20 protein-coding genes are annotated in these 17,088 nt (G+C 74.9%); 18 read left to right on the forward strand and 2 right to left on the reverse strand.

The features are described 5' to 3' along the window. The first annotated feature begins 24 nt into the window (after window positions 1-24). The 16 genes from ACI794_RS05215 to mscL all read left to right on the forward strand — a co-directional run bounded on the left by ACI794_RS05215 (window position 25) and on the right by mscL (window position 14,518). Window positions 25-1,362, forward strand: a complete 1,338-nt coding sequence (locus tag ACI794_RS05215) for an SLC13 family permease (protein WP_456601018.1) — start codon at window positions 25-27, stop codon at window positions 1,360-1,362. A gap of 85 nt (window positions 1,363-1,447) precedes the next feature. Next, complete coding sequence (locus ACI794_RS05220) at window positions 1,448-2,635, forward strand: CaiB/BaiF CoA transferase family protein (RefSeq protein WP_456615798.1); 1,188 nt, start codon at window positions 1,448-1,450, stop codon at window positions 2,633-2,635. Continuing rightward, window positions 2,632-4,152, forward strand: a complete 1,521-nt coding sequence (locus ACI794_RS05225; protein ID WP_456601020.1) for a carboxyl transferase domain-containing protein — start codon at window positions 2,632-2,634, stop codon at window positions 4,150-4,152. Before ACI794_RS05220 ends, ACI794_RS05225 begins: the two co-directional genes overlap by 4 nt. Before the next feature lie 71 nt (window positions 4,153-4,223). After that, window positions 4,224-4,694 carry a DUF5313 family protein gene (locus ACI794_RS05230; protein WP_456579415.1) on the forward strand — a complete coding sequence of 157 codons (471 nt, stop codon included), beginning with the start codon at window positions 4,224-4,226 and terminating at the stop codon, window positions 4,692-4,694. Window positions 4,695-4,726: 32 nt separating this feature from the next. Next, entirely contained in the window at window positions 4,727-5,176 is a 450-nt protein-coding gene (locus tag ACI794_RS05235) for a helix-turn-helix transcriptional regulator (protein ID WP_456579416.1), read from the forward strand. Window positions 5,177-5,181: 5 nt separating this feature from the next. Beyond that, window positions 5,182-5,592, forward strand: coding sequence for a VOC family protein (locus tag ACI794_RS05240; protein WP_456615799.1), 411 nt, complete (start codon window positions 5,182-5,184; stop codon window positions 5,590-5,592). 94 nt (window positions 5,593-5,686) lie between these two features. Next, on the forward strand, window positions 5,687-8,065 hold the full coding sequence (locus tag ACI794_RS05245; RefSeq protein WP_456615800.1) for an ATP-binding cassette domain-containing protein: 2,379 nt from the start codon (window positions 5,687-5,689) through the stop codon (window positions 8,063-8,065). A gap of 35 nt (window positions 8,066-8,100) precedes the next feature. After that, window positions 8,101-8,448, forward strand: coding sequence for an ArsR/SmtB family transcription factor (locus ACI794_RS05250; RefSeq protein WP_456601169.1), 348 nt, complete (start codon window positions 8,101-8,103; stop codon window positions 8,446-8,448). Then, complete coding sequence (locus ACI794_RS05255; protein ID WP_456601023.1) at window positions 8,445-9,143, forward strand: cation diffusion facilitator family transporter; 699 nt, start codon at window positions 8,445-8,447, stop codon at window positions 9,141-9,143. Before ACI794_RS05250 ends, ACI794_RS05255 begins: the two co-directional genes overlap by 4 nt. Next, window positions 9,140-10,063, forward strand: a complete 924-nt coding sequence (locus ACI794_RS05260) for a cation diffusion facilitator family transporter (RefSeq protein ID WP_456579421.1) — start codon at window positions 9,140-9,142, stop codon at window positions 10,061-10,063. Before ACI794_RS05255 ends, ACI794_RS05260 begins: the two co-directional genes overlap by 4 nt. Window positions 10,064-10,105: 42 nt before the next feature. After that, a complete protein-coding gene (locus ACI794_RS05265; protein ID WP_456615801.1) occupies window positions 10,106-11,362 on the forward strand; it encodes an APC family permease in 1,257 nt (418 codons plus the stop codon). A gap of 108 nt (window positions 11,363-11,470) precedes the next feature. Next, window positions 11,471-11,974 (forward strand): DUF2243 domain-containing protein, encoded by a 504-nt coding sequence (locus ACI794_RS05270; protein WP_456615802.1) that lies wholly within the window; start codon window positions 11,471-11,473, stop codon window positions 11,972-11,974. After that, entirely contained in the window at window positions 11,975-12,880 is a 906-nt protein-coding gene (locus ACI794_RS05275; RefSeq protein ID WP_456615803.1) for a cytochrome c oxidase assembly protein, read from the forward strand. A gap of 112 nt (window positions 12,881-12,992) precedes the next feature. Then, window positions 12,993-13,319: an FmdB family zinc ribbon protein gene (locus ACI794_RS05280; protein ID WP_456601027.1), complete on the forward strand. Its 327-nt coding sequence runs from the start codon at window positions 12,993-12,995 to the stop codon at window positions 13,317-13,319. Window positions 13,320-13,415: 96 nt separating this feature from the next. Further along, the gene (gene cpaB, locus ACI794_RS05285) at window positions 13,416-14,045 is read left to right on the forward strand and encodes a Flp pilus assembly protein CpaB (protein ID WP_456615804.1); all 630 of its coding nucleotides are present in this window, start codon (window positions 13,416-13,418) and stop codon (window positions 14,043-14,045) included. A 23-nt stretch (window positions 14,046-14,068) separates the two neighbouring features. After that, window positions 14,069-14,518 (forward strand): large conductance mechanosensitive channel protein MscL, encoded by a 450-nt coding sequence (mscL, locus tag ACI794_RS05290; RefSeq protein ID WP_456601029.1) that lies wholly within the window; start codon window positions 14,069-14,071, stop codon window positions 14,516-14,518. On the opposite strand, the gene ACI794_RS05295 is transcribed toward mscL, so the two are convergent. After that, window positions 14,515-15,210 (reverse strand): YbaK/EbsC family protein, encoded by a 696-nt coding sequence (locus tag ACI794_RS05295; protein WP_456615805.1) that lies wholly within the window; start codon window positions 15,208-15,210, stop codon window positions 14,515-14,517. The two genes, mscL and ACI794_RS05295, sit on opposite strands and share 4 nt — an antisense overlap. A 107-nt stretch (window positions 15,211-15,317) precedes the next feature. On the opposite strand from ACI794_RS05295, the gene ACI794_RS05300 reads away from it, so the two are divergent. Both ACI794_RS05300 and ACI794_RS05305 read left to right on the forward strand, forming a co-directional pair. Beyond that, entirely contained in the window at window positions 15,318-15,677 is a 360-nt protein-coding gene (locus ACI794_RS05300) for a VOC family protein (RefSeq protein ID WP_456579428.1), read from the forward strand. Continuing rightward, on the forward strand, window positions 15,674-16,081 hold the full coding sequence (locus tag ACI794_RS05305) for a PaaI family thioesterase (RefSeq protein ID WP_456601031.1): 408 nt from the start codon (window positions 15,674-15,676) through the stop codon (window positions 16,079-16,081). The genes ACI794_RS05300 and ACI794_RS05305 overlap by 4 nt, the downstream gene beginning before the upstream one ends. On the opposite strand, the gene ACI794_RS05310 is transcribed toward ACI794_RS05305, so the two are convergent. Then, complete coding sequence (locus tag ACI794_RS05310; RefSeq protein WP_456601032.1) at window positions 16,078-16,992, reverse strand: MSMEG_6728 family protein; 915 nt, start codon at window positions 16,990-16,992, stop codon at window positions 16,078-16,080. The genes ACI794_RS05305 and ACI794_RS05310 overlap by 4 nt on opposite strands. Window positions 16,993-17,088: the final 96 nt, after the last annotated feature.

Consider the following 17,088-nt stretch of genomic DNA (forward strand, 5'->3'; position numbering starts at 1 on the left):
GCCCCGGACCTGGTGGGAGTGACCGTGTCGCCCGAGATCGTCACCATCCTGGCGCTGGTCGTGATCTTCGCGATCGCGACCTTCCTGCCGATCAACATGGGGGCGCTGGCGTTCGTCGCCGCCTTCGTCGTGGGCACCCTCTCGGTGGGGTTGACCACCGACGACATCATCAGCGGGTTCCCCGCCGGCCTGGTGCTGACCCTGATCGGGGTCACCTACCTGTTCGCCATCGCGCAGAACAACGGCACGGTGGACCTGCTGGTCCGGGGCGCGGTGAGGATGGTCGGCGGCCACGTGGCGGCCATCCCGTGGATCATGTTCGCCGTCACCGCCGTCCTCACGGGCATCGGCGCGCTGTCGCCGGCGGCGGTCGCGATCATCGCCCCGATCGCGCTCACCTTCGCCGCCCGGCACGAGATCAGCCCGCTGCTGATGGGGATGATGGTCATCCACGGCGCCCAGGGGGGCGGCTTCTCCCCCATCAGCGTCTACGGCGTCACGGTGAACACCATCGTCGAGGACGAAGGGCTGCCGGGCAGCCCCCTGGCGGTGTTCCTCGGGGCGCTGCTCTTCAACATCGCGATCGCCCTGGTCCTGTTCTTCGCGCTCGGCGGCCGGAAGCTGCTGGGCCGCAAGGTCGCCGCCGAACCGATCCCGCACGGCGAGCACGCCCACGGCACGGTGGTGCGCGGCCACGGCGCCGCGCCCGGGCCCGCCGTCGGCGGGGACGACGACGAGCACATCCACCCCGACCGCCCGTCGCCGGTGCGCTTCGAGCAGGTGCTCACGCTGGTCGGGCTGGTCGTCGTCGCCGTCCTGGCGCTCGCCTTCGACCTGGACATCGGCTTCGTCGCGATCACCGTCGCCGTCGTCCTGGCGCTGTTCTCCGCCCAGCAGCACAAGGGCGCGGTCACCCAGATCAGCTGGTCGACGATCCTCCTGATCGCCGGCGTCCTGACCTTCGTGTTCGTCCTCGAGGAGGCCGGCACCATCGACTACGTCGGCGACGCGGTCATCGGCCTCGGGGTCCCGCTGCTCATCGCGCTGCTGCTGGCCTACATCGGCGGCGTCGTCTCGGCCTTCGCGTCGTCGACGGCGATCATCGGCGTCGCCATCCTCCTCGCGGTGCCGTTCCTCGAGGCCGGGGCCATCAGCGCGATCGGCGTGGTGGTCGCCCTGTCGGTGGCCTCCACGATCGTCGACGTGAGCCCGTTCTCGACCAACGGCGCGCTCGTGCTGGCCAACGCGCAGGACGTCGACCGCGACCGCTTCTACAAGCAGATCCTGGCCTACGCCGCGATCGTGGTGGCCGTCGGACCGCTGCTGTCGTGGCTGGTCTTCGTGGTGCCCGGCTGGTTGTGACCCGGCCGGCCACCGATGTCTCAGCGCTGAGACACTTCCGGGGCGCAGCCATCGGAGCCGCACCCCCCGAGCGAGGGAGCACACCATGCCCGGACCGCTGGACGGCGTCCTCGTCGTCGACCTCACCCGCGCCCTCGCCGGGCCGCACGCCGCGATGATGCTCGGCGACCTCGGCGCCCGCGTGATCAAGGTCGAGACGCCGGGGACCGGTGACGACACCCGCAGCTGGGGGCCGCCCTTCGTGACCCCCGAGAGCGGGGACCGGGAGTCCACCTACTTCCTCTCGACCAACCGCAACAAGGAGTCGATCACCCTCGACCTCAAGGACGAGGGCGACAAGACCGTGCTCACCGGGCTGCTCCAGCGCGCCGACGTGCTGCTGGAGAACTTCCGCCCGGGCACGCTGGCCCGCCTGGGCTTCGGCACCGACGTGCTGGCCGAGCTGAACCCGCGGCTGGTGACGCTGGCGATCAGCGGGTTCGGCCACGACGGCCCCGAGGGCGGTCGCGCGGGGTACGACCAGATCGCCCAGGGAGAGGGTGGGCTGATGTCGCTCACGGGCTCGGGGCCCGACGACCCGCAGCGGGTCGGCGTGCCCATCGGCGACCTGCTGGCCGGCATGTACGGCGCCTACGGCGTCCTCGCCGCGCTGATCGAGCGGGGCCGCACCGGCCGCGGGCAGGTGGTGCGCACCTCGCTGCTCGCCGCGATCGTCGGCGTGCACGCCTTCCAGGGGACGGCGTGGACCGTGGCCGGCAAGGTCGGTGCCGCGCAGGGCAACCACCACCCCTCGATCGCCCCCTACGGGCTCTTCCACTGCCAGGGCGGCAGCGTCCAGGTGGCGTGCGCCAACGACTCCCTCTGGCGGAAGCTCTGCGCCGAGTTCGGCTTCGACCCCGAGGCTCCCGGGATGGCGACGAACGGCGACCGGGTGGAGCACCGCGAGGAGGTGATCGCCCTCCTCGAGGGCGCGTTCGCCGACATCCCCGCCGAGGACCTGCTGGCCCGGTTGGCCAAGGTCGGCATCCCGTCGGGCAAGGTCCGCACGATCGACGAGGTCTACCGCTGGGACCAGGCGCTGTCGCAGGGGCTGCTGGTCGACGTCGACCACGCCACCCTGGGCCGGCTGCAGCTGCCCGGCCCGCCGCTGCGCTTCTTCGCCGCCGGGGCCGACGGCGAGACCGAGACCACGCGCCGGGAGCACTCGGCTCCCCCTGTGCTGGGCGCCGACGGCGAGGCCATCCGCGCCTGGCTGAACGGCCCCGCCACGTGACCGCGCGGCCGGACGCCCGGACGCTGCGCGACCTCGTCCTCGACCCGGGGTCGTGGCAGTCGTGGGACTCCCCCGTCCCGCCCCGCGACGTGGCGGACGACTACGCCGCCGAGCTGGCCCGCGCCGCGGAGAAGTCACGGCAGGACGAGTCGGTCATCACCGGCGAGGGCAGGCTGCGCGGCCGCCGCGTCGCCGTCGTCGCCGGCGAGTTCGGCTTCCTCGCCGGCTCCATCGGGGTGGCCGCCGCCGAGCGGCTGATCGCGGCGGTGGAGCGGGCCACCGACGAGGGGCTGCCGCTGCTGGCGGCGCCGGTCTCCGGGGGCACCCGCATGCAGGAGGGCACGGTCGCCTTCCTGCAGATGATCGGGATCACCGCCGCGATCGCCCGGCACAAGGAGGCGGGGTTGCCCTACCTGGTCTACCTCCGCCACCCGACCTTCGGGGGCGTGCTGGCCTCCTGGGGGTCGCTCGGTCACGTGACCATCGCCGAGCCCGGCGCCGCCATCGGGTTCCTCGGGCCGCGGGTCTACGAGGCGCTCTACGGCGAGCCCTTCCCCGAGGGCGTGCAGACCGCGGAGAACCTGGCCGCCCGCGGTCTCATCGACGCCGTGGTCCCGCACGACCAGATCGCCGACGTCGCCGACCGCGCGCTGCGGGTGCTCTCGGCCCGGCAGACCTGGCACCTCGACGTCCGGGACGCCGAGCGGCCGACCGCCGAGGACGGCACCGACGCCGACGACCCGGAGGACGGGCGCAGCGCGTGGGAGGTCGTGACCGCGTCGCGGAGGGAGGACCGCCCTGGCGTCCGGCGGCTGCTGCGGACCGCGGCCACCGACGTCGTCGGTCTCTCCGGCACCGGCGCCGGCGAGAAGGACCCCGGGCTGCTGCTGGCGCTGGCCCGCTTCGGCGGGGCGCCCTGCGTCGTTCTGGGGCAGGACCGGCGCGGCCAGTCGCTGTCGGCGCCGCTGGGGCCGGCGGCGCTGCGCGAGGCGCGCCGCGGGATGCACCTGGCCGAGGAGCTGCGGCTGCCGCTCGTCACGCTCATCGACACCCCCGGCGCGGCGCTGTCCCGCGAGGCCGAGGAGGGCGGGCTCGCCGGGGAGATCGCCCGCTGCCTGCACGACCTGGTGGTGCTCAAGGCACCCACCCTCGCGGTGCTGCTGGGCCAGGGCACCGGCGGCGGCGCGCTGGCGCTGGTGCCGGCCGACCGCGTCCTCGCCGCGGCGAACGGCTGGCTGGGCCCGCTGCCGCCGGAGGGCGCGAGCGCCATCGTGCACCGCACGGTGGACCGCGCCGACGAGATGGCCGCGCACCAGGGCGTGCGCGCCACCGATCTGTGGCGCGCCGGGATCGTCGACCGGGTGGTGCCCGAGCGGCCCGACGCGGCCGACGAGCCGGTCGAGTTCTGCCTGCGGCTGGGCCGGGTGCTGGGCGAGGAGCTGGCCGGGCTGCTCGGCCGCGACGACACCGAGCGGTTCCGCACCCGGCTGCACCGCTACCGCCACCTGGGCCGTTGACCTCCCGGGAGCTGAGCCAGGACGGCGCGGGGGGCGACCACCGGCGCCGGTGACCCTGGGACGATGGCGGGGTGAGCGACGGCGACGCGGGTCCGAGGACGCCCGGGGACGACGGCCGCGCCCCCGTCGTCCGCCCGGCTCCCCACCGGTGGTTCTGGTACGCACTGGGCGGCCGCCTGCCCGAGCGCCACCGGGGCTGGGTCCTGCACGACACCACGACCGGGACGTGGTGGGCCCGGCACGTCCTCCGGACCCTGGTCCAGCTGGCCGTCCCCATCGCGCTCGTCGTGGCGTTCCTGCCCGCGCCGCTGGGGCTGCGGCTGGCGGTCGCGGGCGGTGGGATCTTCCTGGGCCTGATCTTCTCGCTGGCCTACATGCCCGAGACCACCGAGAACCGCGTGGTGAAGGCGGGCTACCCCGCCGGCACCGCGACCGCCGCCCGGGAGCGCGCCGGGCTGGTCGCCCAGCAGCGCGAGACGGAGCGGAAGCGGGCGGCGGCGGCCCGGCGGGCCGCCCGCTACCGGGAGCGCCAGGACCGCTGACGCGGCGGCGAACGCGTGGCACGATCCGGCCCGTGACCAGCGGACCGGCCGCCGACCCGCACCTGCGCGACCTCGTGCGGCTGCGCCGGGTCAAGGACCGGATCGACCGCGAGTACGCCCGGCCGCTGGACGTCGCCTCGCTCGCCCGTGGGGCCCACATGTCGGCCGGCCACCTCAGCCGGGAGTTCAAGCGCGCCTACGGCGAGTCCCCGTACGCCTACCTGATGACGCGGCGCATCGAGCGCGCGATGGCGCTGCTGCGGCGCGGCGACCTGACCGTCACCGAGGTCTGCTTCGCGGTGGGCTGCTCGTCGCTGGGCACCTTCAGCACCCGGTTCACCGAACTGGTCGGCGTACCGCCGAGCACCTACCGGCGGGAGGCGGCGGAGGCGACCTCCGGCATCCCGTCGTGCACGGCGAAGCAGGTCACCAGACCGGTCAGGAATCGAGAAGCGCCGGCACCCGCCGCGTCCCTAGCGTGATCGCCATGGATCTCACCGTGCACCACGCCTTCCTCCCCCACGACGACCCCGAGGCCTCGCTGGCCTTCTACCGCGACGCCCTCGGCTTCGAGCTGCGCAACGACGTCGGCTACGAGGGCATGCGCTGGCTCACCGTCGGCCCGGCCGACGAGTCGGCGACCTCGATCGTGCTCCACCCGCCAACCGCCGACCCCGGGATCACCGAGGACGAGCAGCGGACCATCGCCGAGATGATGGCCAAGGGCACCTACGCCTCCGTCGTCCTGGCCACCAAGGACCTCGACGCCGCCTTCGACCGGATCCAGGCCACCGGCGCCGAGGTGATGCAGGAGCCGACCGAGAAGCCCTACGGCATCCGCGACTGCGCGTTCCGCGACCCGGCCGGCAACACCGTCCGCATCCAGCAGCTCCGCTGAGAAGCGGGCGTGCCCGCAGTCATCCCTGTCGGACATCGTTGGTAGACACCGGGCCCTCGCCACATCGGCGGGGGCCCGGACGGACGGAGGCACGATGAGCACGGTGACCGAGCCGGATGCGGTGCGCGCCGCCGCCGACAGCCACGACCTGATCCGGGTGGTCGGGGCGCGGCAGAACAACCTCAAGGACGTCAGCGTCGAGATCCCCAAGCGGCGGCTCACGGTGTTCACCGGCGTCTCCGGGTCGGGCAAGAGCTCGCTGGTGTTCGGCACCATCGCCGCCGAGTCGCAGCGGATGATCAACGAGACCTACAGCGCGTTCGTGCAGGGCTTCATGCCCTCGCTCGCCCGGCCCGACGTCGACGTCCTCGAGGGGCTGACGACGGCGATCATCGTCGACCAGGAACGGATGGGTGCCAACCCGCGCTCCACCGTGGGCACGGCCACCGACGTCAACGCGATGCTGCGGATCCTCTTCAGCCGGCGCGGGGAGCCCAGCCTGGGCTCGCCGAACGCCTACTCCTTCAACATGCCGTCGGTCTCGGCCAGCGGGGCGATCACCGTCGAACGCGGGGCAGGCAGCAAGGCGGAGAAGGTGACCTTCACCCGCCTCGGCGGCATGTGCCCCCGCTGCGAGGGCATGGGGTCGGTCAACGACATCGACCTGACCGCGCTGTACGACGACTCGAAGTCGCTCGCCGACGGCGCCCTGACCGTGCCCGGGTTCAGCATGGACGGCTGGTACGGCCGCATCTTCGCCGGCGCCGGGCTGCCCATGGACAAGCCGATCGCGAGGTTCACGAAGAAGGAGCTGCACACGCTGCTCCACGCCGAGCCGACCAAGGTCAAGGTGGAGGGGGTCAACCTCACCTACGAGGGCCTGATCCCCAAGATCCAGAAGTCGATGCTCAGCAAGGACGTCGACGCGATGCAGCCGCACGTCCGCCGGTTCGTCGAGCGCGCGGTGACCTTCGAGACCTGCCCCGACTGCGACGGCACGCGGCTGAGCGCCGAGGCCCTGTCGTCGAAGATCCGCGGCAAGAACATCGCCGACCTCTGCCGCATGCAGATCAGCGACCTCGCCGCCTGGCTGCGCGAGCTGGACGACCCGGGGGTGGCGCCGCTGCTGGCCGGGCTGCAGCACACCCTCGACTCCTTCGTCGAGATCGGGCTGGGCTACCTCTCCCTGGACCGCCCGGCGGGCACCCTCTCCGGCGGCGAGGCCCAGCGCACCAAGATGATCCGCCACCTCGGGTCCTCGCTCACCGACGTCACCTACGTCTTCGACGAGCCGACCATCGGCCTGCACCCGCACGACATCCGGCGGATGAACGACCTGCTCCTGCGGCTCCGCGACAAGGGCAACACCGTGCTGGTGGTCGAGCACAAGCCGGAGACGATCGCGATCGCCGACCACGTCGTCGACCTCGGCCCGGGCGCCGGCACCGCGGGCGGCGAGGTGGTGTTCGAGGGCAGCGTCGAGGAGCTGCACCGCAGCGGCACCCTGACCGGCCGCCACCTCGGTGACCGGGTGCGGCTCAAGCCGGAGGTGCGCACCTCCACCGGCGCGCTGGAGATCCGGGGGGCGCGGCAGAACAACCTGCGCGGCGTCGACGTCGACATCCCCACCGGGGTGCTGACCGTCGTCACCGGCGTGGCCGGGTCGGGCAAGAGCTCCCTCATCCACGGCAACCTCGCCGGGCGGGAGGGCGTGGTGGTCGTCGACCAGTCGGCGATCCGGGGGTCGCGCCGGTCCAACCCGGCCACCTACACCGGCCTGCTCGAGCCGATCCGCAAGGCGTTCGCCAAGGCCAACGGCGTGAAGCCCGCGCTGTTCAGCGCCAACTCCGAGGGCGCCTGCCCGACCTGCAACGGCGCCGGCGTCATCTACACCGACCTCGGGGTCATGGCCACGGTCGAGTCGACCTGCGAGGAGTGCGAGGGCAAGCGCTTCCAGGCCGCCGTGCTCGAGTACCGCCTGGGCGGCCGGAACATCGCCGAGGTGCTCGCGATGAGCGTGGCCGAGGCCGAGGAGTTCTTCGGCGGCGGGGACGCCCGCACGCCCGCCGCGCACGCGATCCTCGACCGGCTGGCCGACGTCGGGCTGGGCTACCTCACCCTCGGCCAGCCGCTCACCACCCTCTCCGGGGGTGAGCGCCAGCGGCTGAAGCTGGCCACCCGCATGGCGGAGAAGGGCGGGGTCTACGTCCTGGACGAGCCGACGACCGGCCTGCACCTGGCCGACGTCGAGAACCTGCTCGGCCTCCTCGACCGGCTGGTGGACTCCGGGACGACCGTGATCGTCATCGAGCACCACCAGGCGGTCATGGCGCATGCCGACTGGATCGTCGACCTCGGCCCGGGCGCCGGATCCGAGGGCGGCCTGGTGGTGTTCGAGGGGGCCCCGGCCGACCTGGTCGCCGCCCGGTCCACGCTCACGGGGGAGCACCTCGCCGAGTACGTCCCCGCTTGACGACCGACCTTGAGCGCTATCATCGCCGAGTGACGATGATCGAGGTCGACGAGGCGGCGGCGCTGTCCGCCGCCTCGTGCCTGTTCCGGAGCCTCGGGGACCCCAACCGGCTGGCGATCGTGCGCCATCTGGCCCTCGGAGAGCACAAGGTGGTCGAGCTGACCCGCCACCTGGGGTTGGCGCAGTCGACCGTGTCGGCGCACCTGGCGTGCCTGCGGGACTGCGGCCTGGTCACCTCGCGGCCGCAGGGGCGTGCCTCGCTGTGGTCGCTGGCCGCCACCACCGAGGTCCTCGGCCTGCTCGCCGCCGCTGAACGGCTGCTCGCCGGCACCGGCGATGCGGTCACCCTCTGCCCCGCCTACGGCGAGGTGGCGGCCCGGTGAGCGCGACGACCACCACTCCACCGAGCGCGGCCGACCGCGCCCGACTCGGGCGCCGGGCGCAACTCCTCGCCGGCACCGCCGTCGCCTACAACGTCGTCGAGGCGGTGATCGCCATCGCCGCCGGGCTGGCCGCCGGGTCGGTCGCGCTGATCGGGTTCGGCCTGGACTCGGTGGTCGAGGTCTCCAGCGGCCTGATCATCCTGTGGCAGTTCCGGCACCACCTGCCGGAGAGCCGGGAGCGGCAGGCGCTGCGGCTGATGGCCTGCTCCTTCTTCGCCCTGGCCGGCTACGTCACGTTCGAGTCGGTGCGCGCGCTCGTCGCCGGCGGCGACCCGGACGCCTCGCCCGTGGGCATCGCGCTGGCCGCGGTCTCCCTGGTGGTCATGCCCTTCCTCTCCTGGGCGCAGCGCCGCACCGGCCGGGCGCTGGGCTCCGGTGCCGTCGTCGCCGACTCCACCCAGACGCTGCTGTGCACCTACCTGAGCGCCGCCGTCCTCGTCGGGCTGGTGCTCAACGCCTGGCTCGGCTGGAGCTGGGCCGACCCGGTCGCGGGCCTGGTGATCGCCGCCGTCGCCCTCCGCGAGGGGGTCGAGGCGTGGCGCGGCGAGGGCTGCTGCGCGCCCGGCCGCCCGGGCCCGGACGCCGCGGTGGACACGTGCTGCGGAGCCGCTCCCGGGCCGCAGGACGACCGGTGAGCGGCGGGCACGACCACGGCCACGCCGCGGCGTCCGGGAACCGGCGCCGCCTGGCCGTGGTGCTGGCCCTGACTGCGGGCGTGCTGGTCGTCCAGCTCGTCGGCGCGCTCGTCTCGGGATCGCTGGCCCTGCTCGCCGACGCCGCACATGCCGCCACCGACGCCGCGGGCCTGGCGATCGCGCTGGTCGCGGCCACCCTGGCGGCGCGGCCCGCGACGGCGCAGCGCACGTGGGGCTACCGGCGCGCCGAGGTGCTCGGGGCCACGCTGCAGGCCGCCGTGCTGCTGGCCGTCGGCGGTTGGATCGCGGTCGAGGCGATCGGCCGGCTGGCCGATCCGCCGGAGATCGCCACCACCGCCGTGCTGGTCTTCGGCGCGATCGGACTGGCCGCCAACCTCGCCGGCATCGTGGTGCTCACCCGGGGCGGGCACGGCGGGAACGTGAACATGCGCGCCGCGACGCTCGAGGTGGTCAACGACGCCCTCGGCTCGGTCGCCGTCCTGGTGGCCGCCGCCGTCGTGGCCCTGACCGGTTGGCTGCAGGCGGACGCGATCGCCTCGCTGGTGATCGTGGCGCTGATCGTGCCCCGCACCGTCCGGCTGCTGCGGGAGACGGTGTCGGTGCTCCTGGAGAGCACGCCGCCGGGGGTCGACCTCGACGCCGTCCGGGCGCACCTGCTGGCGCTGCCGCACGTCATCGGGGTGCACGACCTGCACGCCTCGCAGATCACCAGCGGGCTGCCCGTGCTCTCGGCGCACGTCGTCGTCGAGGACGGCTGCTTCCACGACGGGCACGCCCCGCAGGTGCTGGACCAGCTCCAGGCCTGCCTCGCCGAGCACTTCCCGGTCGGCATCGAGCACTCCACCTTCCAGCTCGAGACCGCCGCGCACGCCCACCACGAGCCCGCCGCGCACCGCTGAGCAGCCCCGCTATCGTCGGCCGACGCCGCCGCGAGGAGCACCGTGAGCACAGGCCCTGCACTGGCCCGCCGGCTGGGCACCACCGACGCCGTGGTCCTCGGGCTCGGCTCGATGGTCGGGGCCGGGGTCTTCGCCGCCTTCTCCCCCGCCGCACAGGCCGCCGGCGCAGGGCTGCTCATCGGGCTGGCGATCGCGGCGGCGGTCGCCTACTGCAACGCGACGGCCTCGGCACAGCTGGCCGCGGAGTACCCCACCTCCGGGGGCACCTACGTCTACGGCCGCGAGCGGCTGGGCCCGTGGTGGGGGTTCCTCGCGGGGTGGGGCTACGTCGTCGGGAAGACGGCGAGCTGCGCGGCGATGGCGCTGACCTTCGCCGCCTACGCGGCACCGGCCGGGTGGCAGCGACCGGTGGCCGTCGCCGCGGTGCTGGCCCTGACGGCGGTGAACTACCGCGGCGTGACCCGCACCGCCGGGCTGACCCGCGTCGTCGTCACCGTCGTGCTCGCCGCGCTCGCCGTGGCGGTGACCGCGAGCCTGCTCGGGAGCGGGGCGAGCCGGGACGGGCTGGCGACCTGGACGTTCACCGACGGCGGCGTGCACGGGGTCCTGCAGTCGGCCGGCCTGCTGTTCTTCGCCTTCGCCGGGTTCGCGCGCATCGCGACGATGGGCGAGGAGGTCCGCGACCCGGCCCGGACCATCCCGCGGGCCATCCCCCTGGCCCTCGGTATCGCCGTCGCCGTCTACGCGGTGGTCGCCGTCGCCGTGCTGGTGGCCCTCGGGCCGGACGGCGTCGCCGCCACCTCGGCGCCGCTGGCCGCGGCGGTGGACGCCGGCGGGTGGGCGTGGGCGGAGCCGGTGGTGCGCGTCGGCGCCGCCGCGGCCTCCCTGGGCGCGCTGCTGGCGCTCGTCGCCGGCATCGGCCGCACCGGGCTGGCGATGGCCCGGCACGGTGACCTGCCCGGGTTCCTGGCCGCGGTGCACCCGCGGTTCTCCGTGCCGCACCACGCCGAGCTCGCCCTCGCCGCCGTGGTCTGCCTGCTGGTGCTCACCGTCGACCTGCGCGGGGCGGTCGGCTTCTCCTCCTTCGGCGTGCTGCTCTACTACTTCGTGGCCAACACCGCGGCCTTCACGCAGGACCGCGCGCACCGCCGCTTCCCCCGCCCCCTGCAGGTGCTCGGCGCGGTCGGCTGCCTGGTCCTGGTCGTCGCGCTACCGGTCGAGGCGGTGGTCGGCGGAGTGGTCGTCTTCGCCGTCGGCATCACCTACCGGGCCATCCGCCTCCGGCCCACCCGGAGGTAGGCGGGACGGACGGGGCCGGCGGGTGCGCCCTGCGGCCGGTCCGTGCCCGGTACAGGATGGACCGGGCAGCAGGGCGGAGCGGGTCCGGCGGCCGAGGAGGCAGGCAGCATGGCGGTGAACCCGGGCCGGACGCGCACGGACGTGGCCGGTCCGGACCGCCGACGGTCGATGCTGGTGGCAGCGGTCATCGGCGTCGGGCTGATGGCGGCGATCGACGAGATCGTCTTCCACCAGCTGCTCGCCTGGCACCACTTCTACGACCGCTCCAGCGGCAGCGTGGCCCTGATGTCCGACGGGCTGCTGCACGCCGCCGAGCTGATCCTGCTGGTCGCCGGTTTCTTCCTCTTCGCCGACCTGCGACGACGTCAGGCGCTCGCACCCCGCTCCGCCTGGGCCGGGCTGTTCCTGGGTCTCGGCGGGTTCCAGCTGTTCGACGGCCTGGTCGACCACAAGGTCCTGCGTGTGCACCAGATCCGCTACGGCGTCGACCTGCTGCCCTACGACCTCGCCTGGAACGTCGGCGGCGGCGTGCTGGTCCTGATCGGCGTCGTGCTGGCCGTGCGCAGCCGGGACGAGGGCCGTGCGGTGCGAGCCGCCGGCCCGGTCGGCTGAGTGCCGCACCAGCACGCCCCGGCGGCCACCGACGCCACCGGGCACTGGATCGCCACCGTGCTCCTCGCGGGTGCGGCGATCGCGGTCTACCTGGTCGCGACCGGCCGTGCCCGGCACCGGCTGCAGCGGCCGTGGCCCGTCGCGCGGACGGCCGGCTGGACGGTGGGCGTCGTCCTCCTCGCCGCCGCCGTCTCCCCGCCCCTGGCGGCGTTCGCGCACCAGGAGCCGGCCGGGCACGTGGTGCAGCACCTGCTCCTGGGCATGTTCGCGCCGCTCGGGCTGGTCCTGGCCGCGCCGGTCACGCTCCTCCTGGGTGCGTCCTCGACGCCGGTGCGCCGGCGCATCGGCACGGTGCTCGGCAGCCGGTACCTGCACGTGCTCGGCCACCCGTTCACCGCGGCCCTGCTGGCCACCGGCACCCTCTACCTGCTGTACCTCACGCCCCTGTACGCAGCGGCGCTTGGGGACGCCCTGCTGCACACCCTGCTGAACGTCCACTTCCTGCTCGCCGGCTGCCTGTTCGTCTGGGCCATCGCGGGCCCCGACCCGGCGCCGGGGCGGCCGGGCATGGGAACGCGGCTGGCGGCCCTCTTCGCGTCCACCGCGGCGCACGGCTACCTCGCCAAGCTCCTCTACGCCCACGCCGCCCCCCTCCCGCCCGGAGCGGAGCAGGGAGTGGCGGGCAAGGAGCTGGCGGCCCGGTGGATGTACTACGGGGGGGACCTCGCCGAACTGCTCCTGGCGATCGCCCTCTTCGTCGCCTGGTACCGGGGCCGCGTTCCCGCCGGGCGGGTCGTGGCGCGACCGGCGCCCGCGCCCCGGCCGGCCGGCCGTGCAGGACGGCGGAGGCCTCCTCCCGCGCCCGGGTGGCCGCACCGACTCCTCGGCCTCGCGCTCCGGGAGTGACGTTGAGCGGCAGACGTGGACGACCGGTCCTCGCATGGCGCATCATTGGCAGTCTCCGGGTGCGAGTGCCAACCCGGGCCCCTACCTCCGCTCGACCAGGGAGAGCCACGCCGTGCCCACGTACCAGTACGCCTGCACCAACGCCGAGGGCAAGCACGAGTTCGAGGTCGTGCAGTCCTTCACCGACGCCCCGGTGACCGAGTGCCCCGAGTGCGGCGCCGCGGTGCGCAAGGTCTACGGCTCGGTCGGCGTGGTCTTCAAGGGCTCGGGCTTCTACCGCACCGACAGCCGCTCGGGCGGCAAGACGTCCGAGACCGCGGGCAGCAGCAACGGCTCCTCGTCGGGCACCTCCTCCACGCCGGCCAAGGAGAGCTCCACCTCCGCCCCCGCCTCGACGCCGGCGGCGACCTCCGGCAGCGGGGCCAAGGCCGCCAACTGAGGAGAGGCGGCCGGGCCTCGTCCACAGGCTCGCCGCCCCTCCACAGCTCCGCCCGACCGCTTTCCGGCCCGGCCCGACCCGGGAAGGGTCGGCGCCGTGCTCCGACTGCGCCGACCCCCCTTCCCGCTGCTGACCGCCCGCCGACTGGCCGCCGCGCTGCTGACCGCGCTCGCCGTGGGGCTCGCGCTGCGCCCCGGCCCCGCTCCCGCCGAGCGCACGTCACCGCGCGACGTCGCCGTGGTCGTCGCCGCCGCCGACCTGCCCGCCGGCACCGTCCTGGCGCGCGGCGACCTGGCGCTCGTCCGGCTCCCGGCCGGTGCGGTGCCCGGCGGCGTGGTGGCCGCCCCGGAGGAACTGGAGCGCCGCGTGCTCGCCGGGCCCGTCCGCCGCGGCGAGCCGCTCACCGACGGCCGGCTGGTCGGCGCCGGGCTGACCGCCCTGCTGCCGGCCGGCCAGGTGGCGGCCCCCGTGCGGCTGGCCGATCTGGCGGTCGCGGCGCTGCTGCGCGCCGGCGACCGGGTGGACGTGCTGGCCGCCGAGCCGGGCGGCGGCCCCGCCGAGCGGGTGGCAGCGGGGGCCCTGGTGCTCGCGGCCCCCACCGGGGACGACGGCGACGCGGGCGCCGGGCTGCTCGTTCTCGCCGTCGACGCGGAGACCGCGGCGCGGCTCGCGGCCGCCGCGGCCGCCGCCACGCTCACCGTCAGCCTTCCCCCACCCCCGGCCTGACGCGCGGACCGCGGTGTGGCTGGATGGTCCCCGTGCTCAGGGGCTTCAAGGACTTCCTCTTCCGCGGCAACGTCGTCGACCTCGCCATCGCGGTGGTCATCGGCGCGGCCTTCACCGCCGTGGTCAACACGTTCGCCGAGTCGTTCCTCACCCCGCTGATCGGCCTGGTCGGCGGCGGTGGCGAGCTGGGCGGGACCTTCGAGGTGGACGGCCAGATCTTCACCTGGGGTGCCTTCCTCAGCCAGGTGATCACCTTCGTGCTGACGGCGGCGATCCTGTACTTCGTGGTGGTGCTCCCCATGCGGCGGCTGTTCGACCGGCGGGCTGCCGGTGAGGAGCCCGGCCCGGTGGCACCGACCCAGGTCGAGCTCCTCGTCGAGATCCGCGACCTGCTCCGCGCCCAGCAGCAGACGGACCCTCGTGCCCCCCACCACCCGCAAGCTCGCGGCGGGACCCTGCACGAGGGCCGTTAGTCGCTGCCCCAGTGCGGCGGCCGGTCCTCGTAGTAGCGCCGGTCGTCGTCGGCGCCGTCGGCGGGCCGCTCCCCCCAGCCGACGTCGGTGTCGTCCGGCGCCCGGCCCAGCCGCAGCGGCGGCGGTGCGGGTGGCTCCGCGGGCAGCGGCTGCCCCAGCCCCTCGAGCACCTGCGCGGCGGGGAGCCCGGCGAGCACCGCGCCGGGGACGGCGAGCTTGCTCCCGCGGGTGCCCGAGCCGATGACCACCAGGTCCGCCGCGGCGACGGCGGCGTCGACGAGCACCGGCCAGGCGGCGGGCAGGCCGACCGGGGTGATGCCCCCGAAGGCCATGCCGCTCTCGGCGACGGCGACGTCCTGCGGCGCGAACGACGCCTTGCGGGCGCCCAGGTGCCGCCGCACCAGGCCGTTGACGTCGGCGCGGGTGGTGGCGAGCACGAGGCACGCGGCGAGCGTCGTCTCCCCCGCCCGGCGGGCGGCGACGACGACGCAGTTGGCCGAGGCGGCGAGCGGCACCCCGTAGGCGTCGGTGAAGGCGGCGGTGTCGGCGAGGTCGTCGGCGATCTCCGCGACCCACGCCGGCCCGGCCAGCACCGGCAGCGCAGCGGCGACCGGCGGGGCCAGCAGCTCGGGCCGGTCGGCGGCGGGCGACCAGGTCAGCGAACCGAGGACGGGTGCAGCGGGGTCGGGCATGCCCCCGATCCTGCGGCACGGGTCCCGGCGGCGCCGTGGCGGGATCCTGGCGGGAGCCGACCGGGATCCGGCTGTCGGCCCGCCCGGCCGCGCGCCAGGATGGCCCCATGATCGGTCAACTCCACTCCGTCGTGCTCGACGCACCGGACGCGCACGCCCTCGCCGGGTTCTACGCCGACCTCCTCGGCATGGAGATCAGCCGGGGCGAGCCCGGGGACGACTGGGTCGTCGTCACCGGCGCCGGCTACCGGCTGGCCTTCCAGCAGGCCCCGGACCTGCGGCCGCCGGACTGGCCCGATCCCGAGCGCCCGCAGCAGTTCCACCTGGACGTCCGGGTCGCCGACATCGAGGAGGCGGAGCCGAAGGTGCTGGCGCTGGGCGCCCGGAAGCTCCCCGGCGGCGGGGGCGACTTCCGCGTCTACGCCGACCCGGTGGGCCACCCGTTCTGCCTGGTGTGGGACGCGTGAGCGACGGGCCGGTGGACCCGGCGACGGCCAGCCGCTTCGTGGCGGCGGCGGGCTTCCAGGTCACCGAGGCCACCGGCACCCGGGTGGCCGGCCACGTGGAGCTCGGCCCCGACCAGCACACCCCCTGGGGCGTGGTGCACGGCGGGCTGTACTGCACCGTCGTCGAGTCCGCGGCCAGCATCGGGGCCAGCCTCGCGGTGCGCGAGCTCGGCCAGTTCGCCGTCGGCGTCAACAACAGCACCGACTTCCTCCGCAGCGTCACCGCCGGGCGGGTCGACGTCGTCGCCGAGCCGGTGCAGCAGGGGCGGACCCAGCAGCTGTGGCAGGTCGCGCTCACGCGGGAAGACGGCAAGCTGGTCGCCCGCGGGCAGGTGCGGCTGCAGAACGTGCCGCTGCCCGGCTAACGCAGGACGGCGGGGTCCAACGTCACCTGGAACAGCGCGCGCGGGTCCTGCAGGGTCGCGGGCGGCCGGGCGGCCGCCCGCGGCACCACCCGGTCCCAGCGCGCCGGCCGGCGGTGCGGCAGCAGCTCCCGCCCCTGGAACAGGTAGTCCCCCACCACCTCGCCGAGCAGCAGCCCGGCCCCGTGCTCGACCGGCAGGGCGACCGGGTCGCCCGGCCGCACCTGGTCGAGGAAGGCCGACAGCTGGCGCAGGTCCTTGGCCGGGCGCCGGCCGGAGATCTCCTTGGACAGCGCCCGCAGCTCGGCGGGCTCCATCCCGGTCGCGTCGACGTCGATGCCCGACTGGGTGCCCAGGCCCACGACCCCGGCCGCCAGGCAGGCGCCGAGCTCGTTGTGCGCCCGCGGCCGCACCACCCACACCCGCACGCCGTCGGGCTCCGGCGCCGGCGGGAGGTCGTCCGGCCCCGGCCAGAGGTAGGGCAGGTCGTCGGGCTCGGGGCCGAAGCGTTCGGTGAAGCGGCCGCGGTAGAACTCCGGGTCCTTGGCGATCAGGTTCGACCGGTGCGAGCGGTGCAGCGCCTCGTCGCCGAGCCAGGAGGGCAGCAGGCCGGCCGCGGCGAGCTCGGCCTGCGACCGGCCGACGACGTCGGGGGCGAACTCCCCGATCAGTGCCTCGGTCGTGTCCGCGAAGCCGCGCTCCCGCCAGACCCGCACCATGGCCAGCCCGTAGCTCACCAGCGCCGGGGTGCGCCCGCGCCACATCGCGACCGCCGGGTGGCTGGCCCAGCCGTAGTCGGGCAGCTCCAGCGCGCGCAGAATCTGCAGGGTCTCCACGCGCTGCTTGCCCAGCCGCGGGGAGTCGAGCAGCCGGGCGCTCTCCTCGAAGTCCGCCACCGGCACGAAGGTCTGCATCGCGGGGCTACCTGCCCCTGCGGGCATACGGTGAATCTTCCGATCTGGTCGGCCTCCCGGCACGGTCCCGCTGAGAGCCTGCGCGCAGCGGGGGCC

It is taken from the genome of Blastococcus sp. SYSU DS0541, assembly GCF_054050875.1.